At 53.4% G+C, this 25,163-nt stretch carries 26 protein-coding genes, 1 tRNA gene and 2 pseudogenes; 11 read left to right on the top strand and 18 right to left on the bottom strand.

Features of this window, described 5'->3' with window-relative positions; genetic code table 11:
* Positions 1-18 precede the first annotated feature (18 nt).
* On the top strand, positions 19-606 hold the full coding sequence (locus AC6I9Z_RS04795; RefSeq protein WP_461458407.1) for a TetR/AcrR family transcriptional regulator: 588 nt from the start codon (positions 19-21) through the stop codon (positions 604-606).
* 3 nt (positions 607-609) lie between these two features.
* On the opposite strand, the gene AC6I9Z_RS04790 is transcribed toward AC6I9Z_RS04795, so the two are convergent.
* Entirely contained in the window at positions 610-999 is a 390-nt protein-coding gene (locus AC6I9Z_RS04790; protein ID WP_461458409.1) for a VOC family protein, read from the bottom strand.
* A 30-nt stretch (positions 1,000-1,029) separates the two neighbouring features.
* Positions 1,030-1,105: transfer RNA gene (locus tag AC6I9Z_RS04785), tRNA-Trp, on the bottom strand.
* Between the two features lie 254 nt (positions 1,106-1,359).
* Between AC6I9Z_RS04785 and AC6I9Z_RS04780 the strand changes: the two genes are divergently transcribed.
* Together AC6I9Z_RS04780 and AC6I9Z_RS04775 are read left to right on the top strand one after the other, a co-directional pair.
* Entirely contained in the window at positions 1,360-1,731 is a 372-nt protein-coding gene (locus AC6I9Z_RS04780) for a PilZ domain-containing protein (RefSeq protein ID WP_254054251.1), read from the top strand.
* Between the two features lie 61 nt (positions 1,732-1,792).
* The gene (locus tag AC6I9Z_RS04775; RefSeq protein WP_461458411.1) at positions 1,793-2,356 is read left to right on the top strand and encodes a cupin domain-containing protein; all 564 of its coding nucleotides are present in this window, start codon (positions 1,793-1,795) and stop codon (positions 2,354-2,356) included.
* Here the strand turns inward: AC6I9Z_RS04775 and AC6I9Z_RS04770 are convergent, their stop codons facing one another.
* The 3 genes and pseudogenes from AC6I9Z_RS04770 to nhaA form a co-directional block, all read right to left on the bottom strand.
* Positions 2,357-3,577: an aromatic ring-hydroxylating oxygenase subunit alpha gene (locus tag AC6I9Z_RS04770; RefSeq protein ID WP_461458413.1), complete on the bottom strand. Its 1,221-nt coding sequence runs from the start codon at positions 3,575-3,577 to the stop codon at positions 2,357-2,359.
* 151 nt (positions 3,578-3,728) lie between these two features.
* Positions 3,729-4,076 (bottom strand): annotated as a pseudogene (locus tag AC6I9Z_RS04765) (YbaN family protein); the annotation flags it as partial.
* Positions 4,077-4,144: 68 nt separating this feature from the next.
* Positions 4,145-5,314, bottom strand: coding sequence for a Na+/H+ antiporter NhaA (gene nhaA / locus AC6I9Z_RS04760; RefSeq protein ID WP_461458415.1), 1,170 nt, complete (start codon positions 5,312-5,314; stop codon positions 4,145-4,147).
* A 416-nt stretch (positions 5,315-5,730) separates the two neighbouring features.
* On the opposite strand from nhaA, the gene AC6I9Z_RS04755 reads away from it, so the two are divergent.
* Together AC6I9Z_RS04755 and aat are read left to right on the top strand one after the other, a co-directional pair.
* Positions 5,731-6,654 carry a hydrogen peroxide-inducible genes activator gene (locus tag AC6I9Z_RS04755; RefSeq protein WP_461458417.1) on the top strand — a complete coding sequence of 308 codons (924 nt, stop codon included), beginning with the start codon at positions 5,731-5,733 and terminating at the stop codon, positions 6,652-6,654.
* Positions 6,654-7,535 (top strand): leucyl/phenylalanyl-tRNA--protein transferase, encoded by an 882-nt coding sequence (gene aat / locus AC6I9Z_RS04750; RefSeq protein WP_461458419.1) that lies wholly within the window; start codon positions 6,654-6,656, stop codon positions 7,533-7,535. The genes AC6I9Z_RS04755 and aat overlap by 1 nt, the downstream gene beginning before the upstream one ends.
* A gap of 35 nt (positions 7,536-7,570) precedes the next feature.
* Here the strand turns inward: aat and AC6I9Z_RS04745 are convergent.
* The 5 genes and pseudogenes from AC6I9Z_RS04745 to AC6I9Z_RS04725 all read right to left on the bottom strand — a co-directional run.
* A pseudogene (locus AC6I9Z_RS04745) lies at positions 7,571-7,822 on the bottom strand (DUF2155 domain-containing protein); the annotation flags it as partial.
* A gap of 200 nt (positions 7,823-8,022) precedes the next feature.
* The gene (locus AC6I9Z_RS04740; protein WP_109354978.1) at positions 8,023-8,424 is read right to left on the bottom strand and encodes an NADH:ubiquinone oxidoreductase subunit NDUFA12; all 402 of its coding nucleotides are present in this window, start codon (positions 8,422-8,424) and stop codon (positions 8,023-8,025) included.
* An 81-nt stretch (positions 8,425-8,505) separates the two neighbouring features.
* The gene (locus AC6I9Z_RS04735) at positions 8,506-9,027 is read right to left on the bottom strand and encodes a DUF192 domain-containing protein (protein WP_461458422.1); all 522 of its coding nucleotides are present in this window, start codon (positions 9,025-9,027) and stop codon (positions 8,506-8,508) included.
* A gap of 13 nt (positions 9,028-9,040) precedes the next feature.
* Positions 9,041-9,721 carry a cold-shock protein gene (locus AC6I9Z_RS04730; protein ID WP_461458424.1) on the bottom strand — a complete coding sequence of 227 codons (681 nt, stop codon included), beginning with the start codon at positions 9,719-9,721 and terminating at the stop codon, positions 9,041-9,043.
* 134 nt (positions 9,722-9,855) lie between these two features.
* On the bottom strand, positions 9,856-10,401 hold the full coding sequence (locus AC6I9Z_RS04725) for a regulatory protein RecX (RefSeq protein ID WP_461458426.1): 546 nt from the start codon (positions 10,399-10,401) through the stop codon (positions 9,856-9,858).
* A 172-nt stretch (positions 10,402-10,573) separates the two neighbouring features.
* Between AC6I9Z_RS04725 and AC6I9Z_RS04720 the strand changes: the two genes are divergently transcribed.
* Together AC6I9Z_RS04720 and AC6I9Z_RS04715 are read left to right on the top strand one after the other, a co-directional pair.
* On the top strand, positions 10,574-12,304 hold the full coding sequence (locus AC6I9Z_RS04720; RefSeq protein ID WP_461458428.1) for a fatty acyl-AMP ligase: 1,731 nt from the start codon (positions 10,574-10,576) through the stop codon (positions 12,302-12,304).
* A gap of 96 nt (positions 12,305-12,400) precedes the next feature.
* Positions 12,401-14,773: a putative bifunctional diguanylate cyclase/phosphodiesterase gene (locus tag AC6I9Z_RS04715; RefSeq protein WP_461458430.1), complete on the top strand. Its 2,373-nt coding sequence runs from the start codon at positions 12,401-12,403 to the stop codon at positions 14,771-14,773.
* A gap of 27 nt (positions 14,774-14,800) precedes the next feature.
* Here the strand turns inward: AC6I9Z_RS04715 and AC6I9Z_RS04710 are convergent, their stop codons facing one another.
* Positions 14,801-15,532, bottom strand: a complete 732-nt coding sequence (locus AC6I9Z_RS04710) for a ParA family protein (RefSeq protein WP_461458432.1) — start codon at positions 15,530-15,532, stop codon at positions 14,801-14,803.
* A gap of 52 nt (positions 15,533-15,584) precedes the next feature.
* Positions 15,585-15,935 (bottom strand): arsenate reductase (glutaredoxin), encoded by a 351-nt coding sequence (gene arsC / locus AC6I9Z_RS04705; protein ID WP_109354962.1) that lies wholly within the window; start codon positions 15,933-15,935, stop codon positions 15,585-15,587.
* Positions 15,936-16,103: 168 nt separating this feature from the next.
* Here arsC and AC6I9Z_RS04700 point away from each other — a divergent pair, with 168 nt between their 5' ends.
* Complete coding sequence (locus AC6I9Z_RS04700) at positions 16,104-18,224, top strand: TonB-dependent receptor (RefSeq protein ID WP_461458434.1); 2,121 nt, start codon at positions 16,104-16,106, stop codon at positions 18,222-18,224.
* 255 nt (positions 18,225-18,479) lie between these two features.
* Here the strand turns inward: AC6I9Z_RS04700 and AC6I9Z_RS04695 are convergent, their stop codons facing one another.
* From AC6I9Z_RS04695 to AC6I9Z_RS04685, 3 genes are read right to left on the bottom strand one after another with little or no spacing between them, the layout of a single operon-like run.
* On the bottom strand, positions 18,480-18,803 hold the full coding sequence (locus AC6I9Z_RS04695; RefSeq protein ID WP_461458436.1) for a DMT family transporter: 324 nt from the start codon (positions 18,801-18,803) through the stop codon (positions 18,480-18,482).
* A gap of 11 nt (positions 18,804-18,814) precedes the next feature.
* Positions 18,815-19,354, bottom strand: coding sequence for a (2Fe-2S)-binding protein (locus tag AC6I9Z_RS04690; RefSeq protein WP_109354958.1), 540 nt, complete (start codon positions 19,352-19,354; stop codon positions 18,815-18,817).
* Positions 19,355-19,410: 56 nt separating this feature from the next.
* Entirely contained in the window at positions 19,411-20,175 is a 765-nt protein-coding gene (locus tag AC6I9Z_RS04685) for a class II aldolase/adducin family protein (RefSeq protein ID WP_461458437.1), read from the bottom strand.
* A gap of 295 nt (positions 20,176-20,470) precedes the next feature.
* Here AC6I9Z_RS04685 and rpsU point away from each other — a divergent pair, with 295 nt between their 5' ends.
* Together rpsU and AC6I9Z_RS04675 are read left to right on the top strand one after the other, a co-directional pair.
* The gene (gene rpsU / locus AC6I9Z_RS04680) at positions 20,471-20,677 is read left to right on the top strand and encodes a 30S ribosomal protein S21 (RefSeq protein ID WP_074204042.1); all 207 of its coding nucleotides are present in this window, start codon (positions 20,471-20,473) and stop codon (positions 20,675-20,677) included.
* Between the two features lie 46 nt (positions 20,678-20,723).
* Positions 20,724-21,308 (top strand): FKBP-type peptidyl-prolyl cis-trans isomerase, encoded by a 585-nt coding sequence (locus tag AC6I9Z_RS04675; protein ID WP_461458439.1) that lies wholly within the window; start codon positions 20,724-20,726, stop codon positions 21,306-21,308.
* A gap of 7 nt (positions 21,309-21,315) precedes the next feature.
* Here AC6I9Z_RS04675 and AC6I9Z_RS04670 read toward each other — a convergent pair whose 3' ends face one another.
* From AC6I9Z_RS04670 to AC6I9Z_RS04660, 3 genes are all read right to left on the bottom strand, one after another.
* On the bottom strand, positions 21,316-21,738 hold the full coding sequence (locus tag AC6I9Z_RS04670) for an SRPBCC family protein (protein ID WP_461458441.1): 423 nt from the start codon (positions 21,736-21,738) through the stop codon (positions 21,316-21,318).
* A gap of 47 nt (positions 21,739-21,785) precedes the next feature.
* Positions 21,786-23,876 (bottom strand): RelA/SpoT family protein, encoded by a 2,091-nt coding sequence (locus tag AC6I9Z_RS04665; protein ID WP_461458566.1) that lies wholly within the window; start codon positions 23,874-23,876, stop codon positions 21,786-21,788.
* A 170-nt stretch (positions 23,877-24,046) separates the two neighbouring features.
* Positions 24,047-24,415, bottom strand: a complete 369-nt coding sequence (locus AC6I9Z_RS04660; RefSeq protein WP_461458443.1) for a CC_3452 family protein — start codon at positions 24,413-24,415, stop codon at positions 24,047-24,049.
* A gap of 184 nt (positions 24,416-24,599) precedes the next feature.
* Between AC6I9Z_RS04660 and AC6I9Z_RS04655 the strand changes: the two genes are divergently transcribed.
* Positions 24,600-25,151: a winged helix-turn-helix transcriptional regulator gene (locus AC6I9Z_RS04655; RefSeq protein WP_461458445.1), complete on the top strand. Its 552-nt coding sequence runs from the start codon at positions 24,600-24,602 to the stop codon at positions 25,149-25,151.
* Positions 25,152-25,163: the final 12 nt, after the last annotated feature.

Genomic DNA, 25,163 nt, shown 5'->3' with positions numbered 1-25,163 from the left:
TCAGAACAGGCAAGAGCAATGGAAAAACCTGATCGCAAGGTGATGCGCGCTGCAAAGATATTGGCGGCTGCCGAAACGATCTTGCGGGAAGGCGAAGGCGATCTGGAAATGAGTCAGGTGGCCGAGAAGGCCGGAGTCTCTGTAGGCCTTGCCTATCACTATTTCGGTTCAAAATCAGGCATGCTGGGAGCGATTATCGATGCTTTCTATGATCGCTATAATGCCGTCGTGAACCGGTATATCGATCCCGATATAAACTGGGGCGTGCGGGAAAAAGACCGGCTGATGGCGGCAGTAGAGTTTCTCTACAATGATCCGATGGCCCCGGTCATCCTTGGCAAAATGGCCCATACCAACCAGGTCGCAGCTGTCGAGACAGCGCGCCATGAAGAGATGATCGAAATGGCGACCCGGAACATCGGTTCCGGCATCAAGCGCGGGGATATCGGCCAGCATATCGATCCTGCTATCGCCGGGGCGGCTATCACCGGCGCCATGCGCAGCGGCATCATACATGCAATGGGAATGAAACCGCGGCCCGATCCAGCCATATTAACGCATCAGATTTGGGGCTTGATTGCGGGCGCTCTCGACATTGAGCGATAGCCTTTAGTGCCGCTCGATCAGGTCCCATTTGTTGCCAAACGGATCGCGAAAGACGACCACCTTGCCATAGCTTTCGACTCGCGGTTCCTCGATAATATCGACGCCGGCACGTTCCATCAGAGCGAAATCCGTGTCAAAATCATAGGTTTCCAAAAACAGGAATACCCGGTTGCCGGCTTGCTCGCCAATGACTTCTTCTTGCGCTTCATTGCTGGCTTTAGCCAATAATAGCCGCGTTTCCGTGCTACCCGGAGGCGCCACCAGAACCCAGCGCTTATCCTCGGACAGCTCAGTATCCTCAATCAGATCAAAGCCCAATAGGCCAACATAAAAGGCAATGGCTTGATCATAATCCGGTACAATCAATGAGATAGCGGAGATAAACTGCGTCATATTGCGGGACTGCCATAATTTGGAAAAAAGTGGCAGGGGCGCACGGGATCGAACCGTGGGCCTTCGGTTTTGGAGACCGACGCTCTACCATCTGAGCTACACCCCTACACAGGCCGGCCAATCCCAGTCTGAATCAACCAATGGCCGCGCATTAGCGATATGTGCCGCCAAGAGCAAGCGTCATTCTGCGGCCTTTGCAAACGGCAGCCCTGCAGCCTTCGGAATCGCAAACATAGTTAATTTTTTTCGAATCCTGTTTACCGAGCGAAAGAAGAGGTGGTTTACCCGGCCATGGGAAAAGCAATCTGTCGATTCACACCCAAGTATCGATACGCCATCGTAACTACGAAGGAGTTTCCTATGACTCATGTACAAACTCAAAATGTAAAAAATCAGCCCGCTATGACGCCCTATACATTCGCAGCGACGGAAGACCGTTGCGCGCCGCGTCACAAGGTCGCGATCCCTGCAAAAATGCGCTTTTCCGGTTCGAGCAGTTTTGACACGGAAGTCGCGAATATATCACTGGCCGGCTTTGCCTGCGATGCCTTGTTACAGGCACATCCTGGCACCAGATGCTGGTTGGCTTTGCCCGGCCTCGCTCCATTGGAAGCAGAAGTTATTCACCGTAGCAACCTCGGCCTCGGCTGTGCGTTTCGCGACATGCTGAACCCGGCTGTGCTTGACCGTTATATTTCCAGCTACCCGCCCCGCGCATCAATCCCGGTCTAACCCGTTCCCACGGCACGCCTGTGATGCTATATTCTGTCTCCAAACTGGTCCGGAGAATGATATGGCAGATGCCTCCCCCACGAAAACAGGCAACCAGGCAGGCGTAAAACCCGAGCCGCTAAAAGTCCTGCGTATCTTCCGAAAAGAAGATGCGCAGGACTTTGGCGATGCCGGGCACATGTCATATGTTGATGATGCGCCGGTCATCCTTGATGGACTGACCAAGATGGGCGAAGCCGGCGTCGCCGATGGCTATAAAGGCACCTGCCTGTTCAGCGGCTTTGGTTTCTCTCTCCATCATTTCTGGTTCAAGCCCGGCTATCCACTGCCGCTTCACAGCCATGACAGCGATTGCCTTTACTACATCATCGCTGGAGACATCCGGATGGGTACCGAAGAAATGGGCCCGGGCGATGGTTTCTTCCTGCCTGCGGAAACGCCTTACACCTACACAATTGGTGAAAAAGGCGTCGAAATACTCGAATTTCGTACAGCGGAGGATTTCAACATCCAGTTTAAGGGCCAAACCGAGGCTTATTGGGAAAAAATGCTCGAGAAGCTGCGCAACGAGCGTCCCAAGTGGGAAGAAGCCCTGCCGCCAAGCCGGGATTTCCGCAACGCTTAGCTATTCAGCAGCCTCCAGCTGCGGTACGAAAATGGTATCCAGCTCGCCATCGTCAGCCTTGATCAGTCTGTCCACCCATTGATGGAAAGCCTGTCCGCCGCCTTCATTGCGACCGAACCAGACCTTGTCGAGCATTCCGGATTGTAGCGATTCATGCTGCCTTTTGCCGGTCTTATAGTCTTCCTCAGCCACCACGGTTTCAAGAAAAGCAAATTGATCGTGCGCGCCCTGCCTGACTTCGTCATCCGTCGGTTCATGCTCCATCACATAAAACTGGGTCGTAAAGCTTTCGCCGACAGTTTTGCCTGGGAAGAGTTGCGATATCATAGCCCCGCGGCCGCCACCGCCATAAAAACTCGCAATCGAGATATGCGGGAAGATCGTCCATACACCCTGAAGCAAAGCATCGATCGGCCAGTCTTTTTCATCCATCTGGGTAAGGTCGAGCTGTTCATCACTGCCCGTCTTCTGGATGAATTTTGACGGCGAGGAGAGACGCTGGTGCGGACCCCAGGCGAAATAATTGGCCCGGTTGAAGAAATCAGCCCCGAATGTGTCCTTGTGGAGCACAGGCAGGTGATAGAAGTCGAGATAGCCATCATAGGCGGTTTTCCAGTTGGGGCCGGGGATCGTGCGCTGTTCAAACAGGTGCCAGGTCTTGAAACCGAAATGCTCCAGCAGCTCATCATAGCCGCATAGATAGGAGGCAATATCGAGAGTGCTTTCCAAATCGAGCGTCGCCCAGATCAGGCCAGCGCGCTCCAGTGTGGGGAATTTCTTCAAACAGAAAGCCGCTTTGTCGACAGTACCAAAGTCTTTGGGCGAGGCCACTGCCAGCAGGTCACCATTATTTTTGAACGTCCAGCCATGATAGCCGCAGGTAAAGCGCGATGCCTTGCCGCTGCCCTGTGCCACCGGATTGCCGCGATGGGTGCAGCTGTTGAGAAAGGCCTGGGCCGTGCCATCTTTCTGACGGGTGACGAGAACCGGTATGCCGGCAATTTCCATTGCCTTGTAGGAGCCCGGTTCCGGCAATTCGCAAGACGGCGCGACCATCAACGGCAGGCGTTTGAAAATACGTTCTTTTTCCTGCTCAAACCGATCTTCATCCGTGTAGTCGGAAGCGGGTACTGCAACCACATCATCGACCAGTTCCATGGTATCCGCTTCACCATGTTTCACCAGCGAACGGGTCATTTCGAGTAATTTTTGCCGTGACATAATGCTCTCCTCCGGGCGATCCACGTCGCGTGCGAGGACTGTCGCCTATTTGCCGGTCTTTTATCATCATCCGGCACAGGAAAAACTATTCTTTATGCTGAGACTCTTTTTCGGCCACCGGATCGGGGGCGATTTCCGGAGCAGCATCTGGCTCATTGCGCGTCCATATCCATGTACCGCATATCAGTGCGGCCGCGACGGGAATAAGATTCCAGGGCATTTTCAGGAATATAAGCGCAATCACGATGCTCACTGCAAACGCCACGATCGCAGCCCGCTTGCCGCGCTTGGTAATGGCCCGCCTGTCCCGCCAATTACGGATATGCGGGCCAAATACATGATGGTCGAGCAACCATGCTTCCAACCGCGGGCTGCTGCGCGCAAAACAAAAGGCAGCAAGAATAACGAAAGGCACTGTCGGCAAAAGCGGCAGTACGACTCCGATGCTGCCCAGTGCCAGTGCGGTAAAGCCGCCAGCCAAGTAGAGGTGCCGTGTCATAGCCTGCGGTATCGTATATCGCGGCTCGCTCGGCAATCTATTTCCCGCTGGAGATGAAATCCGGTGATTCATTGGCCCTCAGGTCCGGCGGGGCGGGCAAAGCGCAAGATCAAATATCCCAGAAGTCCGGACACCAGAGACCCGCTGATCACGCCAAGCTTAACCGTTTCAATCTGCGCCGGATCGACAAAGGCAAGATTGCCGATAAACAGGCTCATCGTGAACCCAATGCCGGTGAGGCAGGCGAGACCGTAGAGCTGCATCCACGAAACCCCCATCGGACGCCGGACGAGGCCGAGTTTGGTCGCAATGAACATGAAACCGAAAACACCAACCTGTTTGCCGATGACAAGACCGGCAGCAATGCCAAGTGCCAGAGGGGCAAAAAGATCACTGATTTGCAAGCCAGCAAGAGAAACTCCGGCATTGGCGAAAGCAAAAATCGGCAGCACCATGAACGCGGTCCAAGGGTGCAATATATGCTCCAGATGTTTCAGCGGTGACGTGCCGTCTTTGGCATTGAGCGGAATGGACAGCGCAGCGATAACGCCGGCCAGCGTCGCGTGGACACCTGATTTAAGCACGCATATCCAAAGGAATGTACCGACCAGAATATAGGGCGCAACGCGCACCACACCCAAACGGTTCATCAGGATCAGGACAGCAATTCCCACCGCAGACAGCATCAGCGAAAAGCTTGATACATCGGCGGTGTAAAATAGCGCGATGATGATGATCGCACCGATATCGTCGATAATCGCAACGGCGAGTAACAATATCTTGAGCGACAATGGCGCATGTTTGCCAAGCAGGGCCAGTACGCCCAGAGCAAATGCAATGTCCGTCGCTGCTGGAATCGCCCAACCGTTGATATTCTCCGGTACGCTCCAGTTAAAATAGAGAAATACCAATGCCGGGATTGCCATGCCGCCAACCGCAGCAATGGCCGGCAAAGCCGCCTTGTTGAAGCTGGACAGCTCTCCTTCGAGTATCTCACGCTTCACCTCTAAACCGACAAGGAAAAAGAATATCGCCATTAGCCCGTCGTTGATCCACAGAGATAGCGGCTTGGCTATTTCCAGCGCACCGAATTGCGCCACAACCGGAATATTGAGAAATGCCAGATAGTACGGATTAAGCGCACTATTCACGGCAATCATAGCCAGCAGAGCCGCGACAAACAGAACAATACCGGCACTGGTCTCGCGCGCGAGAAAATCCGCTAATGCCGTCCGCATTTTTCCAGTCATAAACATGCTTTCGTGAAATTATAGAAAAGCCCCAAAAAAATCGGGGCAGTAGCGGAAAGAGGGAAAGCTACTGCCCCAGGTCGGGGGGGGGGTAAATAGTTTAGCTGCCTAAGCAGAGGGGTGCATTACACCTTGTCGTAGTTGCGATATGCGATCCTTTAAGGACAGTCGCAGCTTTTTCATGGCCCGAAGTTGATTCCCATCCCACTTCGCTTTTGAAATCTGTTTATCGAGCTTGCGATGCTTTCGGATCAGACTGTTTAAATATTGTCTCATGTCTTCCCTTGTTTTTATCATCTTTGCTTCGGTTGACCTTGATATTGCAAAAGGTTGGTGATATTTCCAATCGAATGAAAATTGGATAATCAATAGATAACATCTATCATAGAAAAAGGTTCCCCCAAATGCCAACTTTACGCCAGTTCCAATATCTCGTTGCTGTCGCCGATCATCGACATTTCGGCCGCGCCGCACAAGCGGCTGGTGCTTCACAACCGACATTAAGCCATCAGTTGCGCGCTCTGGAATCACGCCTTGGTGTCACGCTGGTAGAACGCCGTACCCATGGCGCAGAGCTATCGCCGATTGGCCGTGAAATTGCCGAACGTGCCAGACGGGTACTTGTAGAGGTGAAGGATATTCGTGATTTGGCGGAGCGTGCGAGCGAGAGCCTGGCCGGAACGTTGCGGTTCGGCGTATCGCCTACTCTCGGCCCCTATTTAATGCCGCCCGTCATCGCTGCCCTACACCGCGCGCAGCCTGATCTGCGCTTTTACATGCGTGAGGGGATCCCAGACCTACAGGCAATGGAACTGGTCAAAGGTGCAATAGACATGTTGCTTGGCCCGTTACCAATTGAAGGCGAGAACCTGACCATCGAGCCGCTGTTTCGCGAGCCGCTGTTGCTGGTCGCGCCGCCGGATCATCCGCTCGCTGGACAGAAAAAAGTCGATAAAGCGGACCTATATAATGCGCCCGTGCTCAGCATCGATCGAAGACACCATATGCACCGCGACGTTACCGAACAATGCCATGCGCACGGCATGCATCTTTTGCAGGATTATGAAGGCACCAGCCTCGACAGTGTCCGCCAGATGGTTGCATCGGGCCTGGGCCTCGGCATATTGCCCGCACTCTATGTCCAGTCTGAAATCACACATGGAGATGATATAGCACTGCTTCAGGTCGACGGGTGGAAAGCATCACGCAGCATCGGTATTGCCTGGCGCAGCGGCGCCGGCTTTGCCGATGAATATCTATCAGTCGCGGGCCGTATTGCCGACGAAGCAAAAATCTTGCTGAACAAGATGACCCCTCAGGAGCATTAATGGCGATCGACATAGACTTGTTACTGAAGGCTTATGCGTCCGGCATTTTCCCGATGGCCGATGCACGCGATGATCCAGAGACATTTTGGGTAGAGCCAAAAACGCGTGCGGTTCTGCCGCTTGATGGTTTTCACATGTCGCGTTCGCTACGCAAAACGATCCGGTCTGACCGTTTTCAGATCACCAGTGACGAGGCATTTGCAGATGTGATTTCGATCTGTGCCGAGTCAGCAAATGACCGACTTGAAACATGGATAAACGCAGATATTGAAGAAGCCTTTTGCACGCTGCATCGACGCGGTCAGGCCCACAGCGTAGAATGCTGGCTGGTTGGTGAGAATGGTGATCGCTCGCTGGTCGGCGGCCTATATGGTTTGGTCATCGGCGGCGCTTTTTGCGGCGAGAGTATGTTCTCCCGCTCCCGCGATGCATCCAAAGTGGCTCTCGCCTGGCTGGTGGCACGGTTGATTGTCGGACGGTTCACACTGCTCGATTGCCAGTTCATGACCGATCATCTGGCCTCACTCGGCGCAATTGAGATTAGTCAGGCGGACTATCTTGAGCAGCTGCGCGCGGCGCAGGACTATTGCTCACCAGCATTTTCGGCAATTAAATCGCCAATGGGGTCAGCTGACTCGGGTACGGGCTGTGGCACACTCTCAGGAACAGGTTCCACTGGCTCAGGCACAGGCACTGACGGCGTTGTTGGCACGGGCGCGACAACATCGGCTTCGGTTTCGGCGCCGTCATTTGCGGCGCTCGATGAGCTGTTGGCAAGATTGGATGAGGATGACCGCGGCGCGGTCGGGTTCGCCGAATCCTCTGGCGGGTTTTCTTCGCCGGGAAAGTTCATCGCACAGCTTTTGACCCAGACATCGTAGATGGGATGCTCCACCACATTCAGTGACGGTGATTCGCGAAACAACCAACCGGAAAAAACCTTTTGCCACTGGTCATCGCCCTGACGCGTGGCCGGCCGGTCATTAACGAACAGCTGCACAAAAGCGCCCTGTTCCGGGGTCAATTCCCACGGCGCGGTGCGTTCGCAAGCACGTAGACGAACCATCGCGCGGCCAATACGAATCGACTGCCCTGGCTTCAGCTCCAAATCACGAGTTAAACCATTGCGTTTGTTCAGGAACCCCAGGGTTGCGACCCGCTCCGCCATCGGCGTGCCAATTTGCTCGCTAACAGGCTGGACCAACTCGTCATCATCGGTCGCTTCCAATTCCGCCTTTTCTGCAGGTTGACCCGTATTCTCATCGCCGATGTCATCACCGAACAGACCGCAGCCTGACAACAGCAATGCACCAGCAAATAGAGGTAACAGCCGATTTCTATTAGATGCAGAGATACCGCAGACAGAAATCATTCGGCTTCGGCCGGATTCCATGGTTCATAGTCCCCGGTGGCTGCGGCTCTCACGCCGCCGGATTCCAGTGCACCGGCCGGGCGATAGGCATTGGCTGTACCTGTCAGGTTACCGGTCGGCTCTTTTTCCCAGATACGCGGCTGCGGCAAATGGCTTTCAGGGACTTCATCATAACTTTTATGCAACCAGCCATGCCATTCCGGCGGTACCCGGCTAGCGTCATTGGCTCCGGAATAGATAACCCAGCGTTGATCGCCGTCTTTGGCGATATTCCTGGACTGATAATATTTGTTACCGAAAATATCCTCGCCAACGGCTTTGCCTTTGCGCGCGCTGAACAATGCAGTGCCAATGGTTGCACCGTCCCACCAGGTAAAGATTTTGCCTAATATTCCCATGCCCGTCCGCTTAGCGCCACGAGGTGGGGGTTCGCAATTAAAAAATGCGTGGAAAGCACAGCTTTCGGCCTGAACGTGCGTTTATTGCTGCCATTCTACCTTATCACCGGGACCGATTTTCAATTCCGCTGCCCGTCCGCCGGCCAATTCCAGCACGGCTGCAACCGGTTCACCAGATTCTACCGGATCAAGGGAATAGGGAATTGTGTTGGCGGCAATGGATTCGATCGTTCCATCACTGCGGACAAAAATAATGTCGAGGGGGATCACCGTGTTTTTCATCCAGAAACTGGCCATGCGCACCCGGTCGAAGGGGAAGAGCATCCCCTTGTCTGGCCCCAGTTCCGTGCGGAACATCAGACCGCGCGCCTGTTCCGCCGCGGTACCAGCAAGCTCGACCGTAAAATCATGGCGCTCGCCATCAGTCGAGATAGTCAGCGGGATCAAACGTAGGCCGGCTTCGGAAAGTTTATCATTTTGCTGTGGCTCTAGTTGCTTTTGCTTGCTCTCGGCTTGCCCCGCCTGAGCGGAACATCCTCCGACCATGCCAGTGCACGACAACAGCACGGCGGGCAGTATCGCCTGCCTGAAAAATCCGTTCATGTTAGAAAACCCGTTACTGGGAAACCGGCGAGACACTGACCTGTACCGCCATATATCCGCGATCACCGGTATCTATGCGTGCCAGAACATGCTGGCCCGGCATAATTTCACCGATGCCTGCATTGCGCAGCGTTTCCATGTGGATAAAAATGTCGCCTTCAAAGCCATTAACGATCAGAAAACCGTAGCCCTTGGCACGGTTGAACCATTTGACTTCCGCTTCGACAAAAGCCGATTCATCTTCCACGACATGGATGGCCTTGCGTTTTACTTCAGGGGTGGGCTGGTGAACCATCTGTTCACAATTGGACTCATCAATATCGAGAATTTTTGTCGCCTGCAAACCTTTGGCAGCGTCAACATATTCACATGTAACCAGCGCCATTTCGGGCAAATCCCTGCGGTTCAGCGGTTCCAATACTGTCCAGTGAACCAGAATGTCCTGACCACGCTCCAGCACATCATTGCCGTTTGCTTCCTTGTCAGGAATGATAAATCCGAAACCGCGATGAGAGTCGAACCATTTGACATAGCCCGTCGTTTTTAAAACCTTCGCGGACTGTTCGTCTTCTTTTCCCAATATCCCGTCATTTGCAGACCTATCGGTTCCTTGAGCATTTGGTCGGTCGCTGATCGAATGATCGCTAGCCGTACCCTCTTCGCTTCTCGCAGGTTCCGCATATAAACTTGCCACAACAAATCTCCGAACACATCATCCGAAATGGAGGTAATTTAACCAAAAGAATCGGATGCGAACAGCATAGCATATATATTGTAAACTGGCGATTCTTCTTGTCATAAGGTGTTTTAGAACAACAAAGAGTCCGTCTAAACCTCTGCGTCAATTTCTTCGCCAGGCTTCGCAAAGACAAACCGAGAGGCAATATCAAAACTATGACCGGCTCTTAAAAACGCCTGTAATTGTTTTCGGCATCTGTCTTGATCGGCCGGTTCTTGTGCAAAAGGACCAATGGACTTCTTGCGCGCATAAGTCCTGGCGGCGTCCCATTGCCTGGCATCGCTGAGATCAAGTGCCTGCCTGTCGTCTCCTTCTTCTATACCCGCCTGATAGAGGGCTTGCGTAACCCGTCTTTTCCCATAGCCCCTATTGGTCAACGCAGCCGCCCGGTTCTTCGCAAACAACGCGTCATCAATGTAACCAAGCTCTGAAAAGCGCTCGACCATTGTTTCGACCATTTCCTCAAGTGATCCTGACCGGTCACCGGACCAGTCCCGTTCGCGTAATTTACGGAAAAGATAGGATTTTAGCTTGTGGCGCGTGGTTGCGTATCGGCTGACATAGCGCAGGGCCAGCTCTTGCAAGCTATTTTCATCCAACGCTTTACCGCTATTTTTCAACGCTTCGTCTCTCATTCGGAACCACTGCCCTTTTTGTGCCACAGTAGAGCCGAAATTTAAACGCCAGTTGCAATCACTAAGGCTTGTTAAGGGTTCGAACAGCTGAATAATTTTCAAAATTTGGCTGAATACCCAAAGAAAATGACGATTTGTAAGAAGGCTGGACCTTCTGGAAAATGGATTTTGTATGACTGAGCTGACACCAACCCCAACCGCTGATGATCTTCCACGCCGTTTCGCCGATTTCGAAACGGTAGGCGAAGCGCTTGACTATGCAGCGCAGGGGCAAAGAGGTTTTAATTTTCACGATGCACGCGCTTCGCTGGTACGCGTCTATCCCTTCACGGAATTGCGGGATGACGCCATTGCCGCCGCGCGCCGCCTGATCGGATTTGGCGTAAAGCCTGGCGACCGGATCGCTCTCATCGCCGACACCGAACCGCAATTTTGTGCGTTATTCTTTGGTGCGATCTATGCTGGCGCCTGGCCTGTGCCGCTGCCGCTGCCGACCTCTTTTGGTGGCAAGGACAGTTATATTGATCAAATAGGTGTGCAGCTGGATAGCTGCGATCCGGCGATATTGCTTTATCCCGATGAAATTGAAGAACTGGCTGCTGCTGCTGGCCAATCTCGGGAAATCCCTGTCTTTGGCTGGGACAAGTTTGCCGAGAACAATGTACCGGACTGTGAACTGCCACAAGCCCAAAGTAGCGATATTGCCTATTTGCAATATTCGAGTGGATCGACCCGTTTCCCGCATGGCGTTGCCGTGTCACACAAAGCACTGCTCCACAATGTCGGATCCCATTCTTATGGCATGAACGTGGGCGAAGATGACCGCTGTGTATCCTGGCTACCTTTTTACCATGATATGGGTCTGGTTGGCTGTTTCATTTCGATGGTCTGCAATCAGGTATCCACCGATTATCTAAAAACATCGGATTTTGCGCGCAGGCCGCTGTCATGGCTGGACCTGATTTCCCGCAACAAAGGCACATCATGCAGTTTCTCCCCGACATTCGGATACGAAATCTGCGCGCGCCGTATCGGTAGCCAGTCAAACGTAGCCGAGCGATTTGACCTGTCGCGCTGGCGTTTGGCAGGCAATGGTGCCGATATGATCCGGCCCGATGTTATGCAACGCTTTACCGACGCCTTTGCACCGGCAAAATTTGATGCCAAGGCCTTTTTGCCAAGCTATGGTCTTGCCGAGGCAACTTTGGCTGTAACGATCATGCCGCCAGGCGAAGGCATGGAAGTAGAGTTGGTTGAAGAAACTGAATTGGCCGGCGAGAAACAGGCCGATGGCAGCCGCCCCAAACGCTATCGTGCGATCGTCAATTGCGGCAAACCGGTGCGCGATACACTTCTGCAAATCCGTGAGGAAGATGGCAGCCTGCTCCCGGAAAAGGCTGTCGGCAAGGTCTGGATGCAAAGCCCGTCAGTCATGGACTGCTATTATCGAGATCAGGAAGCGACCGATGCCTGTCTGGTAGATGGCTGGCTTGATACCGGCGATATGGGCTATTTGTCGGATGGCTATCTCTATATTGTTGGCCGTGCCAAGGACATGATCATCATCAATGGTAAGAACCACTGGCCGCAGGATATTGAATGGGCAGTAGAACAATTGCCCGGATTCAAGGCAGGCGACATTGCCGCCTTTGCGATCACGACGCCGGGCGGTGATGAAACGCCGGCAGTTCTCGTCCAGTGCAGAACGTCTGATGAGATCGAACGGCTGCGCCTGCGCGACGAAATACGTGAAAAGGTCCGTGCGATCACGGGTATGAACTGTGTTATCGAACTGGTTCCGCCGCGCACTTTGCCGCGCACCAGTTCTGGTAAACTCAGCCGGGCAAAGGCGCGCAACCTTTATCTCTCGGGTGATATTCAGCCTTATGACATCGCAGCCTGAAACCAACGGGTTAAAGCGTTAAAATCGGTTAACCATAAACCGAAAAAAAAGGCGGATGCTTACCATTCGATAAGGTTTTCCTCTTAAGGGGAAAGCGTGGAAAAGAAGCTAGCATCATCATCCGGCCTGCCGCAGGAAATCCCACTGAGCGTATTGCTAGGGATTGCTGACCCTGAAGGCATAGATTGGGGACGCATTCGCGTACTCCAGTATGAAGGCATGCATCAGAATGGTTTCCTGAAGATGATCGGGTCGATTACGTGCGGCATCTTGGCTGTTCAATTCAGTATCGGCCAGGTCAACGGATGGCTGTTGGGCGCATGGACCCTCGCCCTGTTCGGTTTGTACATTTACACCTACATAAAGGCGCGTAGGGATGCCGTCTGGGAACGCAAGAGCATTTCCCGGCGTGAAAACATGAACACGCTTTTGGTATCAGCAGCTGGCGGCCTGTTGTGGTCCACAGCCATGATCCTGTTTGGTCCCTCAAGCGACCTGAGCACTATGGTCGGGATATGGGCTCTTGTTCTATGTCTGATGGTCGGATCGGCCATGCTGATGTCCGCCGTTCCATTGGCCAGCATTGTCTTTATCGGGCTTTGCGGCCTGTCATCGGCTGTCGGCTGGTATTTGATAAACGGGTATCAAATGGCAACGGCATCGGCCGCTATTGCCATGCTTTTGATTGCGTCGTGCCTGATGAATGGAAGATCATTCATAAACCGGAAAATCGCCGAAGCGAATCTGAACGAGAAAAAGGAGGTGGTCAGCCTGCTTCTGCGCGAATTTGAAGATACCGGAGCCGACTGGCTATGGCAGACCGACACTTCGCGCCGCCTGACTCACGTATCTCCCCGCTTTGCCCATGCCGTGGGGCGAACGCCGGAAGATATTGAAGGGCGCCCTTTCCTGCAACTGGTTGCCGGCCAAGCCTGGGATTCAGGAAAATTTTCGCCCGCCCTGCACGAACTGGCCGAAAAGCTGAAACGCCGCGACAGTTTCAGCAATATGCTGGTTCCGGTGCTGATCAACGATGTGACCCGCTGGTGGGAAATCTCTGCCTCGCCTAAGCTCGATGAAAATGGGATTTTTCACGGCTTCCGCGGCGTTGGATCTGACGTAACGGAGCAACGCGAGTCCGCTGACAAAATATCTCACATGGCGCGCTTTGATACACTCACCGGCCTGCCCAACCGGTTGCAACTGACCGAAGCGCTTGGCAAGGCCCAACAGGATTCCGACAAGTGGAACGGCCGTTGCGGCTTCATGATGATCGATCTCGACCGGTTCAAGGCGGTCAACGATACATTGGGTCATCCGGTTGGTGACCGCTTGCTTGCCCGCGTGTCGGAGCGACTGCGCTCGATCATGACCGACAATGAGTTATGCGGACGCCTGGGTGGCGACGAATTCGCGATTGTTATCAAGGACGCCAGTGATTCCCAATATATGGATACGCTGGGCAAAAAGATCATTGATACATTGTCGCGCCCTTATGAAGTCGATCAACACACGCTCTATATTGGCGCCAGTGTCGGGACCGCGATAGGACCGCGCGATGGCCGTACTGTCGAAATGCTGATGCGCAGTGCCGACCTCGCACTCTATCGGTCCAAGGACCAGGGCGGCGGCGCACATAATCAATATGAGCCGAAACTGCACGTCCATGCCGAAGAACGCCGGGTGATGGAAATTGCCTTGCGCAAGGCGTTGGACAATAACGAATTCTCTCTCAACTATCAGCCGGTAGTGAGCGCAGATACCGGAGGCGTGCTCGGCTTTGAAGCATTGTTGCGCTGGACCAATCCGGAATTTGGCGTCGTGTCACCAGCCAAATTTGTTCCGTTGGCCGAAGATGCGCGGCTCATTGTGCCGATCGGCGAGTGGGTGATGCGCACTGCCTGTAAAGAAGCAATGAAATGGCCTGCCGCCGTCAAGGTGGCCGTGAACGTATCGGCTGATCAGCTGACGGATCCCAATTTCCTAGATATGGTGGTTTCGGCACTAAGTGACAGCGATCTGCCAGCCCAGAGGCTGGAAATAGAAGTCACCGAAAGCATCTTCATGCGCGAAGGCACCGGCGCTACACAAGTCCTCGACCAGATTATCGGTTTGGGTATCAATCTTTCGCTGGACGATTTTGGTACCGGCTATTCTTCGCTTGGTTATTTGCGCAAAACCCGTTTCTCAACCATCAAGGTTGATCGCAGTTTTGTTCAGGGGGCTGCGAAGAACGTACCTGAAAGCCTGGCAATTATCCGCGCGGTGGTGGCAATGGCTGACAGCCTTGGCATGGCGACGACAGCCGAAGGCGCGGAAACCGAAGAAGAGGTCAAGATGATCCAGAAGCTCGGTTGCAGTAAAATTCAGGGCTATTATTTCGGTCGGCCCATGGCGCCGCATGATGCGATGGATCTGTTCACTGACTTTAACGCGGACAGTGCGCATTTGGGCGGCCGCGCCGCCTAGTACAACGATGGACCTGATATCGGTCCGTCATAACTTGGTCAGCTTTTTTTCAATACCGCGCCAGATTTTGGCATAAGCCAGCGCAGCGGGACTGCGCGGAGCAAATTCTCCCAATGGCTTTTTCAGCCTTGTCATCCGTTCAACATTGCTGGACATCGGAATAACTGGCCATTTGGGCTTTTTGGCCAACGTTTCCTTGTGAATCGTTCGGCGCCGGTCAACCATGTTGAACACGGGCAGCAAGGGCGCATGTTTACGCCGCCGGGAATCAAGGAACGTCTGAACATCCTTCAGCGCGCGTTCCGACAAAGGTGACGGAATGACTGGCACGATTACCAAATCGGCGTTGCGCAATATCTGCTCGCTGGTTTCGGTGAGGCCCGGCGGGCAATCCAGGATGATCCGGTCATAGTCTTTCTTCAGCTCTCGCAAGATTTTGCCCATATACTTTTTCTTGTTCAAATCGAAAAAGAACCGGTCGAGACCGCGAAGCGACACATCCGCAGCCAGCAGGTCGATATTTTCTATCCTGGTCGGCTTGATTAGCTTGGATGGCTTGATATCTCCGGCGATCATCGCCTGTGCACGATCCTTTTTGTGCCGGTCCCCATTTAGAATGAACGAAGCCGCTGCTTGCGGATCAAGATCCCAGACCAGGGTCTTGCGGGACGAGTTCACGGCGCTGTTCCACGCAAGACTAACGGCAGCACAGCTTTTACCGACACCGCCTTTCATGCTGTAGATTGCGATAACGGCCATAAATGTGATCCGGATTTGATAACATGACAGTATCGCCGAACAGTCGAAGCCTTCAGATAATCTCCTGCACCCGTTCCTGCGGTCGGCACAGCCGGACACCCTTGTCGGTCTCTACCAGCGGTCGCTCGATAAGAATCGGCTCAGTCGCCATGGCATCCAGTATCTCGTCAGCCGTGGCCTTGTCATCTGTCAGCCCCATCTCTTCGGCGGGCGAACCCCGGGTCCTTAAGCCCTCTCGCGGCGTGATGCCAGCATCGCTGTAGAGCTGTTCCAGCTTGGCACGGCTTGGCGGGTTTTTCAGATATTCAACAACCGTAACGTCAACGCCCGGGGCCTCTTCCAACAGGGCAAGGGTTTTGCGGGACGTTCCGCATTTGGGGTTGTGCCAGATTGTCGCTTTCATTGCATTCTCCATAAATATCCATTGTTGCCAAAAAACATCATCATTTTCCATCTGCAAGAAAAATCTTCATTTTTCAGATTTTCCATTGCTTGTGATAATCATTATCACTACCACGCTCGACGATATTGAGAATGAGTCTCAAAACGTAATGATCCAGGAAAACTCAGAATGCTAAAGAACAAAACCGTATCCGTCTTTTTGGCCACAACCATGATGGTCCCTGCCGTTGCCCATGCCGCGGACGCGGAATCAGACAATGCCGGAGATGATATCGTAGTTGTCGGTGACGTGCTTTACTCAAACCAGATAAATGCGGTTAAGACACCGACACCGATCATTGACGTTCCGCAAAGCCTTTCTATTGTAACCGCTGACGAGATCAAACAGCGCGGCTTCACCAGCATTGGTCAGATAGTAGACTACACACCCGGTGTGAACAATACGCAGGGCGAAGGCCATCGTGACGCCGTTGTGTTCCGCGGGGTCCGCTCGACCGCAGATTTCTATATCGATGGCGTTCGCGATGATGTGCAATATTATCGCGGCCTGTACAATCTGGAGCAGGTGGAAATCCTGCGCGGCCCGAACGCGCTTCTCTTTGGTCGTGGCGGCACCGGTGGCATATTGAACCGTGTTACCAAGAAGGGCACGATCGGTGAAACCTTTGGCGGCGGTCAGATTGCTATCGACACTTTCGGCGAATTCAGCGTCCAGGGCGATATTAACATAGCAGCAGGTGAAAATATCGGCGTTCGCGTCAATGCGGCCTATGAGAGCCTGAACAATCATCGCGATTTTTACGATGGCGATCGCATTGGCTTCAATCCCACCGTGCGGTTCCAAGTCAGCCCGGACACGACACTTGATCTGTCCTATGAATATGCCGACCACGAACGCTTCATCGACCGCGGCATTCCAACTGGCACTGACGGCCGTCCCGTTTCTGCCCTCAGAAACGTTGTTTTCGGAGATCCCGAGCTTAACTTTACCGAATTGGAGGCACATCTGCTGCGTGCCAACTTGCAACATGCATTCTCCGACAATTTCAAAGCCAATGTCAGCGCATTTTATGGCGACTATGACAAAGTTTATTCAAACTTCTATGCCTCTGGCTATGATCAGGCAAACACGCCCAATGTCGTTACCCTCGATGGTTATATCGACACAACCGAGCGTCAGAATCTGATCCTGTCCGGTAATTTGGTCGGGGAGTTTGAAACCGGCAGCCTCAGTCATACACTGATCTTTGGCGGTGAATATATCAATACGTCATCCGATCAGAACCGCTTCAATGCGTTCTGGAACACAACAATGGACGACAACGAAGTCTTCGCGATCGAGCGCCCGCTGAACTTGCGTGGAGGCGTTGGCGTGAACGCTGCTGGTATCGCCACAACCAATGACTTCACTGCCGATCTCAACGATGACACACGCGTGGATATCGATGTTTTCTCGCTTTATATTCAGGACGAGATCAAGGTAACCGACTGGTTGAACGTTGTCCTTGGCGGCCGTTTTGACAGCTTCGACATCACCGTAAACAATGTTCCCAATGCCGATATCCGAACCCGCAAGGATGAGGAATTTTCACCGCGTGCCGGCCTGATCATCAAGCCTCGGGAAAATGTCTCTTTCTACGCCAGCTATAGCGAGAGTTTCCTGCCGCGCAGCGGAGAACAGTTTGCCAATATCAATGGCGACAACAATGCTCTTGATCCTAATACCTTCACCAATCTTGAAGCAGGGATCAAATGGGACTTCGAACAGGGCCTGAGCTTCACTGCTGCTGTTTTCGAGATTGAGCAAAGCTCTCCGCAGCCAAACGACAATGATCCATCGACACTGGATATTATCGACTCGAAAATTCGCGGCTTCGAACTGCAGCTTCGGGGTCAGGTAACCGATAATTGGTTTGTTTCGGCCGGCTATAGTTTTCTTGATGGTGAGCAAGTCGATGCTACCGGATCAACCACGGGCTTACGTCTACGTGAACTTCCCGAAAATATGTTCTCAATCTGGAACTCCATCCAGATATCGGATCGCATTGGCTTCGGACTTGGACTGACCCATCAGGACGAGAGCTTTATCAACAACGGCAATACTGCCGTTCTGCCGGCCTATACCCGCATTGATGCGGCGGCACATTTCGATGTCACCGACAATCTGCGGCTGCAGGTCAATATCGAGAATCTGACAGATACCGTCTATTTCCCGAGCTCACATAGCACGCATCAGGCGACCGTGGGCGCGCCTCTGAACGCGCGTTTCTCGATCACTGGTCGATTCTGATCTGGCGAACCTCCCGGACGGGAACCTGACTGGTGACTCAGGTTCCCGTTCAAGTACAGAAAATCTGTTTGACGAATCCTGTTTCCGGTCCGTACAGAATATCCATGTTATGATGATGGCTGCACCTATTTTAGCTGCCTAGTTACGATATTCAGTTTCCGAAAACGACGCAAAGACGATCATGTTGGGCCTGTCGAAACCCCCACCCCAACCCCTTCGATGGGCCCAGCATGAACCGTGATAACCAGGGCCTATTCAGGCCTGTGTTGTCAGCTGCAATCCGACTGCACCGATCAATATCATCGCAATGAAAAGAAATTGCAGAAAAGCAAGTCGCTCATCGAAGAAAAATACACCGATCAGAGTGATGGCGACAATGCCGGCACCCGACCATATCGCATAGACCACACCCACAGGCAGCGTCTTGAGCGCCGGGGCCAGTACCCAGAAACAGGCCGAATAAAGCAGGATCGACAGGATACCCCAATGCCATTTGGCAAAACCGTCTGAAAGCTTCAGAAATGTTGTCGCGAGTATTTCGAGAGCTATCGCCGCGATGAGATAGGCCCAGGCGCCCATGGCCAGCCTTCCTATTTCTTGGGGGTTAGTGCGGGAACAGCCTTTGCCGCATCCGACGGATCAATGCCGGGCGGCGGTGCAGCGCTTAGCACATCTTCCCCCCGTGCCACACGGGCGGCACGCTGGATCGCTTCGCGGATGCGCGGATAGGTCCCGCAGCGACAGATATTGGTAATAGCCTCGTCAATATCATCATTGGACGGGTTGTCGTTTTTCTTGAGCAAGACCGCCGCGGACATGATCATGCCGGACTGGCAAAACCCGCATTGGGGCACGTTTTCCGCAGCCCATGCCTGTTGCACCGGATGACTGCGGTCGCGCGACAATGCCTCGATGGTGGTGATGAACCGCCCTTCCAACTCGCCGATGGTGACAAGGCAGCTGCGAATGGCTTCCCCATCAATCTCCACCATGCACGCGCCACAATCGCCGGTGCCGCAACCATATTTGGTGCCGGTCAGGTTAGATGCATCGCGCAAAGCCCACAATAAGGGAGTTTGCTCGTCCATCCGATATTCGACGGGCCGGTTATTGACGGTAAATTTGGTCATTTGATATTAGCCATAGGGAAACCCGCTCTTACTAATTCCCGACTAACGGTCTTTTTCTATTCCCGCCAGCTTTTGTCTTCGCGGTCGATCAACCGCACCATCGCATCAAATTCGGGCACGCCCTGAATGGCGGGATCAATCGATGCCTGTGACAAATTGGCAAGATGCTTCTTGATCACCTCTTCACCGATCACCACCGGCTTGCCCATTGCCAGCGTTTGCATCTGAATCTCGCAGGCGCGCTGCAACACCCAGTGGTTGAGGAAGGCTTCTTCAAGCGTCTTGCCCATCACCACAGGGCCATGATTTTCCAGCAACATCATGCGCTTCTTGCCCAGGCTCGCCAGGAAACGCGGACCTTCCTCGGCATGCACAGTAACACCTTCAAACTTGTGGTAAGCCAGGCGTGGAACAATAGCCGCAGCATAAAAATTCAAAGGTTGCAATCCGCCCTCCAGCGACGCCACCGCCATCGTCGCGGTCGTGTGGGTATGGATAATCGCGTGAACATCCGGCAGCTCGCGGTGAAACAGGCTGTGCTGCGTGAAACCGGCTTTGTTGACCGGATAAGTCGATCCGTCCAGCGTATTGCCGTCAATATCGATCTTGACCAGCGTCGAGGCCGTCACCTCACTGAAATGCAGGCCGTAAGGATTGATCAAAAATGCATCATCTTCGCCCGGCACTTTCAGCGTGACATGGTTGAAAATCAGCTCATCCCAGCCGAGATGTGCAAATATCCGGTAACAGGCGGCCAGCCGCTGGCGTGCTTTCCATTCCTCTTCGCTGCAGCCTGACTGGACATTGATTGCGGTGGCCATTTTTCGTCTCCTGATTCGCTTAAATTGCGCTTTGAAACGGATATGACACAGGCCCAGTTGATAATCAAAAGGCTTTCAGGACCGAAATTCAGCGGATAATCAAGGGCTAACCGGGGCAAAAATGCCACAATATAAAGTCGGAAATGCTTGAAATCGGAGGATTAGCCTGTTAGGCGCGCTCCAACTGCAGCTGAACGAATCATCTGCAAACCCTTTTTTATGGCTTAAATAAATTTTCGGCCGGTTATGAATATACCCGGTCCAAAGACGATATTGAACGGAGTTACTCAGTCTTATGCAAATCATGGTTCGCGACAATAATGTTGATCAGGCCCTTCGGGCGCTCAAAAAGAAATTGCAGCGTGAGGGCGTCTATCGCGAAATGAAACTGCGCCGGCATTACGAGAAGCCTTCTGAAAAGCGTGCACGCGAAAAAGCAGCCGCTGTTCGACGCGCCCGCAAAATGGAGCGCAAGCGGATGGAACGTGACGGCACGATCTAAAGCCGTTTCCTTTCGATACAGACTTTCAAACAACAGGTAGTCAGATATGTCCGTAACCACTGTTCCCATCCGGCCGATCAAAAAAGGTTCGCTGACCAAATTGTGGATCGGACTGGCAGTGGTTCTGGTGGTGGCTGCGATACTGGCTTACGCCGGCACGCAAAATGCGGTGGAAACCGGCGCTACCAATGAACAGTTTCTCGCCAATAATGGTGAAGAGGACGGCGTTGTAACCACCGATACGGGCCTCCAGTATAAAGTGCTGAAGCCTGGTGAAGGTCCGTCACCAACCGCGACCGACACGGCGCTGGTCAAATATGAAGGCCGGCTGCGCGACGGCAGCGTCTTTGATGCCAATGAGCAAACTCCGATGCCCGTTGGCGGCGTGGTTCCCGGTTTCTCCGAAGCTCTTCAACTCATGCAAAAAGGCGGCGAGTACCGCATCTGGATCCCGTCAGAGCTCGGCTATGGTGAACAATCCCCCGGCCCTGAGCTTCCTGCCAACTCGGTCTTGATTTTCGATGTGTCCCTGCTCGACTTTATTTCGGCCGAACAGATGCAGGCACTGCAGCAACAAATGCAGCAACAAGGCATCCCCGGCGGCCCACCTCCCGGCATACCCGGCCAGTAAGCTGCCACTAGTTGGCTTTGACGCCACCGACGAGTGCTTCGTCCAATATTTTTAAGGCCAGAGGCCAGTTCTCCTGGTGCCCGGCAAGGGACTTTTCATTGACAAAACCGGAATGGGTCAAGCGGATTTTCGTGGCTGCTCTTTCGGGAACGAGTTCGATGCGAAGGATAGTCTCGGCTCCTTCTGTTCCCTCAGCTGTCCCGTTACCCGTCATCCATGTCATCTCGATAAGCTGGTTTTCTATCAGTTCAAGGAACCGGCCATAATGGGGATGCCTGCCCCATTCGTCTCGGTTGTAGAAGAAATAGGGTCGCCCTGGCTCCGGCACCAAAAACAGCGTGCCGGCCTGAGCAAACCAGGTGTCTAGCCCGACAGTCCAGGCAGCGTAAACCTCATCCGGCTTCGCGTTTAACGCATGCTCGCAAGTCATCTGCAATGGTCGCGCAGAAAAGTCAGGGCGGGGTAGCGCCGACTGCACTAGAGCCGTTCTGCCTGCGCCACTGCTTCCGAGGCCCTGAGAGCGGATAATATCCGCATCAGATGATGGACGTTGTGAACTTCCAGATCGACTTCGAACGTGTGAAACGGCGCGTCACGATTGGTCATTCTCAGTCTCAGGATATTGGCATTGTGGAAACCAAAAATGCCTGCCATCTCCGCCAAAGTACCTGGCTTGTTGTGTAGCACCACCATCAACCGCGCCGCCGCACCATCGGTTTCCATACCCCAGCTGAGATCCACCCAGTCCGCATCGACGCCATCCGCCAGCTTCAGGCAGTCAATCGTATGCACCTCCACATTGGCGCCGCTGCGGCGCAGGCCGACAATCCGGTCACCGGGGACAGGATGACAGCATTCGGCCAAATCAAAGGCAACACCGGGCGTAAGCCCTTTAATCGAGATCGCGCGGTCCTGCTCCGGCCATTCGCGATCATCGTCATTGTCATTGACACTGCCGGGCATCAACGCTTCCATGACTTCACGGTCGCTGAGTTCCCGTGTGCCAATCGCGATCATCAAGTCGTCATCGCTATCGAGATCAAGCCGCTTTAGCGCGGCTTTCATTGCTTTCTTGCCAATTTTCCCGGGCAGGCGCTGGACAATCTCGTCATAGAGTTTGGTCCCAATCTCGACAATCTCGTCTCGTTCCTTGTGGCGGACGAACCGGCGAATGGCGGCACGCGCCTTACCGGTAATGACAAAAGACAACCAGCCAGGTTGCGGTTCCTGACCATCCGATTTCAGGATTTCGACGACATCGCCGTTCGTCAACTGCGTCCGCAACGGAACGTGACGGCCATTGACCTTGGCGCCCACTGCCTGATTGCCTAAGTCGGTATGCACCGCATAAGCAAAATCAACGGTGGTTGATCCGCGCGGCATTTGCAGCAACGCGCCCTTGGGCGTGAAGGCAAATATCCGGTCCTGGTACATGGCGAGCTTGGTATTTTCGAGCAGCTCTTCGGCATCACCGGCATGGTCAAGAATTTCGATAAGATCACGAATCCAGCCCGCCTGGCCGTCCGGCCCATCACCCTGTTTATAGGCCCAGTGCGCCGCGAGCCCATATTCATTGTCGCGGTGCATCCGTTCCGAGCGGATCTGTATCTCCACGCGCATGTTGTTGCCGTGCATGATTGTGGTGTGCAGCGACTGGTAACCATTGCGCTTCGGTGTCGAGATATAATCCTTGAACCGCCCCGGAACCATTTTCCATTTCTGGTGCATGATACCCAACGCGCGATAACATTCCGCGCTATTGTCGGTAATCACGCGAAAGGCCATGATGTCGGTCAGCTGTTCAAAGCTGACATGGCGCTCCTGCATCTTGCGCCAGATGGAATAGGGGTGTTTCTCCCGGCCGCTAATCTCGGCTGCCAATCCGCCAGCTGCCAGCGTCTTTTCCAGCGATCTGGCAATTTTGTGGACCTGCCCCTCATCACCTTTCTTGATCGTATCGAGGCGCCCAGTGATCGTTTCATACGCTTCCGGCTCCAGATGACTGAAGGCAAGCAACTGCATTTCGCGCATATATTCGTACATGCCAATCCGCTCGGCCAGCGGCGCATAAATATCCATCGTTTCATGGGCAATGCGTCGGCGCTTTTCTTCACTTTTGATGAAATGCAGGGTGCGCATGTTGTGCAAGCGGTCGGCCAATTTGACCAGAAGCACCCGGATATCGTCGGACATCGCGAGCAGGAATTTACGCAGATTTTCAGCGGCGCGTTCATTGTCGGTTTGCGCTTCTATCTTGGAAAGTTTGGTTACGCCGTCCACCAAACGGGCAATATCGACCCCGAAAAGTTTTTGAATTTCTTCGGTCGTGGTTAGCGTGTCTTCAACCGTATCGTGCAGCAGAGCGGTAACAATGGTCTGCTGATCGAGCTTAAGGTCGGTCATCAGACCGGCCACCTCGATCGGATGACTGAAATACGGGTCGCCGCTTGCGCGTTTTTGGCTGCCATGCTTTTGCACGGAGAACACATAGGCGCGGTTGATCAGATCCTCATCCGCCTCCGGGTCATAGCTGCGCACCCGCTCTACAAGTTCATATTGCCTCAACACCATCGTAAACTGTCTGTCTTTGCGCGCAGGAGCAACAAAAAAATAGCGTTGAAGCAAAGCCTTCGAGGGTGAAAGGCATTCGCTTCAACGCTTTAGTTGGACCGGCCAGCCATTTGCATGGCCATAACGGGATTGAGTGACCGGTCGTGAAGACGTGATTACGTACTGTTTTACTTGCGGTTCGCGATCCGTTGCTTCGAACCTTTTTTGTCACCGTTGCACTGGGCCAGGGCTTCGGTATCAACAGCTTCCCCTTTATAGGTGAAAGAGGCCAAGGGGCCGACCTTGCGGGACAAGCGGGCACAGACAGTCTTTACTGATGATCCGCTTTTGGCTCCTTTGCATTCGGTGCCTGCACAGTGCATCACCGTACCTTTGATGATGTGGCGCGACGCCTCAACCGGCTGTTGCAGCTCTGCGGTATAGGCTACCGGCTTGCTGCGCGCATCTGCGGCGCTGGCGGTAAAGATCACTGTGGTCACGAGCATGGCGACGAACAGCATGAAAATGTTGCGCAATGGGCTTTGGGAGAGAAGCATTTTTATTTCCTTTCAAATCAATTCAACCCTTGATCTGCGCCGATACACCCGGGGAGAAAAAGTGAGGGAAAATCAGCTTGCAATTTAGGTTGCGAATCAGTACCTAGTTTATTAGGTTTTAAGTTGCAACTAAAAACTTATATTTTTTTTTTGGGATTATCAGAAACTGGTCTAGGGTTGGCTTATGGATAAATTGACGGAAAATCTCTCGGAACTCGGAACAGGCTGTTCGCTACCCATTTCTCTGGAGGTAATTGGCGAGCGTTGGTGCTTCATGATATTGCGCGCCTCATTTAACGGCGTGCGCCATTTTGAGGATTTTCTCAGCGAGATTGGTATTGCCCGGAATATATTGGCAAACCGTCTGACCCGGCTGGTTGATGCCGGCATCATGTCCCGGCGGCCCTGCGATCATGACAAGCGCAAGGTTGAATATCGGCTGACCGACAAAGGCACCGATCTATTGTCTGTCATTGTAGCGATTCGCCAATGGGGCGAAAAATGGGAAACTGGTGTGCGATCCAATCCGGTACTGGCCGACGCCAAAGACCGTCAGCCGATCAGCCAAATCACCATCCGCGCCCATGATGACCGGATTCTCAGTCTGGAAGATCTCTGCTGGATTGATGAAACAGAGTTACAGAACCACGCTAGCGACAATAGCAAAGGCGCATCAGATCGCGGCGATATGGTGGTGCGCCATCTCAAGGAAATAGGCGAGCCGTCTGCGGCCTGAACGCAGGGTTTC

The organism is Parasphingorhabdus sp. (genome assembly GCF_059726685.1).
The sequence above is the reverse complement of the archived record's forward strand: the minus strand, read 5'-3'. Positions and strand labels throughout refer to the sequence as shown.

What these genes read in the sequence shown, in the direction of transcription:
- AC6I9Z_RS04795 (WP_461458407.1), top strand. Translation starts at nt 19, where the DNA reads ATGGAAAAACCTGATCGCAAGGTGATGCGCGCTGCAAAGATATTGGCG.
- AC6I9Z_RS04790 (WP_461458409.1), bottom strand. Translation starts at nt 999, where the DNA reads ATGACGCAGTTTATCTCCGCTATCTCATTGATTGTACCGGATTATGAT.
- AC6I9Z_RS04780 (WP_254054251.1), top strand. Translation starts at nt 1,360, where the DNA reads ATGACTCATGTACAAACTCAAAATGTAAAAAATCAGCCCGCTATGACG.
- AC6I9Z_RS04775 (WP_461458411.1), top strand. Translation starts at nt 1,793, where the DNA reads ATGGCAGATGCCTCCCCCACGAAAACAGGCAACCAGGCAGGCGTAAAA.
- AC6I9Z_RS04770 (WP_461458413.1), bottom strand. Translation starts at nt 3,577, where the DNA reads ATGTCACGGCAAAAATTACTCGAAATGACCCGTTCGCTGGTGAAACAT.
- nhaA (WP_461458415.1), bottom strand. Translation starts at nt 5,314, where the DNA reads ATGCGGACGGCATTAGCGGATTTTCTCGCGCGCGAGACCAGTGCCGGT.
- AC6I9Z_RS04755 (WP_461458417.1), top strand. Translation starts at nt 5,731, where the DNA reads ATGCCAACTTTACGCCAGTTCCAATATCTCGTTGCTGTCGCCGATCAT.
- aat (WP_461458419.1), top strand. Translation starts at nt 6,654, where the DNA reads ATGGCGATCGACATAGACTTGTTACTGAAGGCTTATGCGTCCGGCATT.
- AC6I9Z_RS04740 (WP_109354978.1), bottom strand. Translation starts at nt 8,424, where the DNA reads ATGGGAATATTAGGCAAAATCTTTACCTGGTGGGACGGTGCAACCATT.
- AC6I9Z_RS04735 (WP_461458422.1), bottom strand. Translation starts at nt 9,027, where the DNA reads ATGAACGGATTTTTCAGGCAGGCGATACTGCCCGCCGTGCTGTTGTCG.
- AC6I9Z_RS04725 (WP_461458426.1), bottom strand. Translation starts at nt 10,401, where the DNA reads ATGAGAGACGAAGCGTTGAAAAATAGCGGTAAAGCGTTGGATGAAAAT.
- AC6I9Z_RS04720 (WP_461458428.1), top strand. Translation starts at nt 10,574, where the DNA reads ATGACTGAGCTGACACCAACCCCAACCGCTGATGATCTTCCACGCCGT.
- AC6I9Z_RS04710 (WP_461458432.1), bottom strand. Translation starts at nt 15,532, where the DNA reads ATGGCCGTTATCGCAATCTACAGCATGAAAGGCGGTGTCGGTAAAAGC.
- arsC (WP_109354962.1), bottom strand. Translation starts at nt 15,935, where the DNA reads ATGAAAGCGACAATCTGGCACAACCCCAAATGCGGAACGTCCCGCAAA.
- AC6I9Z_RS04700 (WP_461458434.1), top strand. Translation starts at nt 16,104, where the DNA reads ATGCTAAAGAACAAAACCGTATCCGTCTTTTTGGCCACAACCATGATG.
- AC6I9Z_RS04695 (WP_461458436.1), bottom strand. Translation starts at nt 18,803, where the DNA reads ATGGGCGCCTGGGCCTATCTCATCGCGGCGATAGCTCTCGAAATACTC.
- AC6I9Z_RS04690 (WP_109354958.1), bottom strand. Translation starts at nt 19,354, where the DNA reads ATGACCAAATTTACCGTCAATAACCGGCCCGTCGAATATCGGATGGAC.
- AC6I9Z_RS04685 (WP_461458437.1), bottom strand. Translation starts at nt 20,175, where the DNA reads ATGGCCACCGCAATCAATGTCCAGTCAGGCTGCAGCGAAGAGGAATGG.
- rpsU (WP_074204042.1), top strand. Translation starts at nt 20,471, where the DNA reads ATGCAAATCATGGTTCGCGACAATAATGTTGATCAGGCCCTTCGGGCG.
- AC6I9Z_RS04675 (WP_461458439.1), top strand. Translation starts at nt 20,724, where the DNA reads ATGTCCGTAACCACTGTTCCCATCCGGCCGATCAAAAAAGGTTCGCTG.
- AC6I9Z_RS04670 (WP_461458441.1), bottom strand. Translation starts at nt 21,738, where the DNA reads ATGACTTGCGAGCATGCGTTAAACGCGAAGCCGGATGAGGTTTACGCT.
- AC6I9Z_RS04660 (WP_461458443.1), bottom strand. Translation starts at nt 24,415, where the DNA reads ATGCTTCTCTCCCAAAGCCCATTGCGCAACATTTTCATGCTGTTCGTC.
- AC6I9Z_RS04655 (WP_461458445.1), top strand. Translation starts at nt 24,600, where the DNA reads ATGGATAAATTGACGGAAAATCTCTCGGAACTCGGAACAGGCTGTTCG.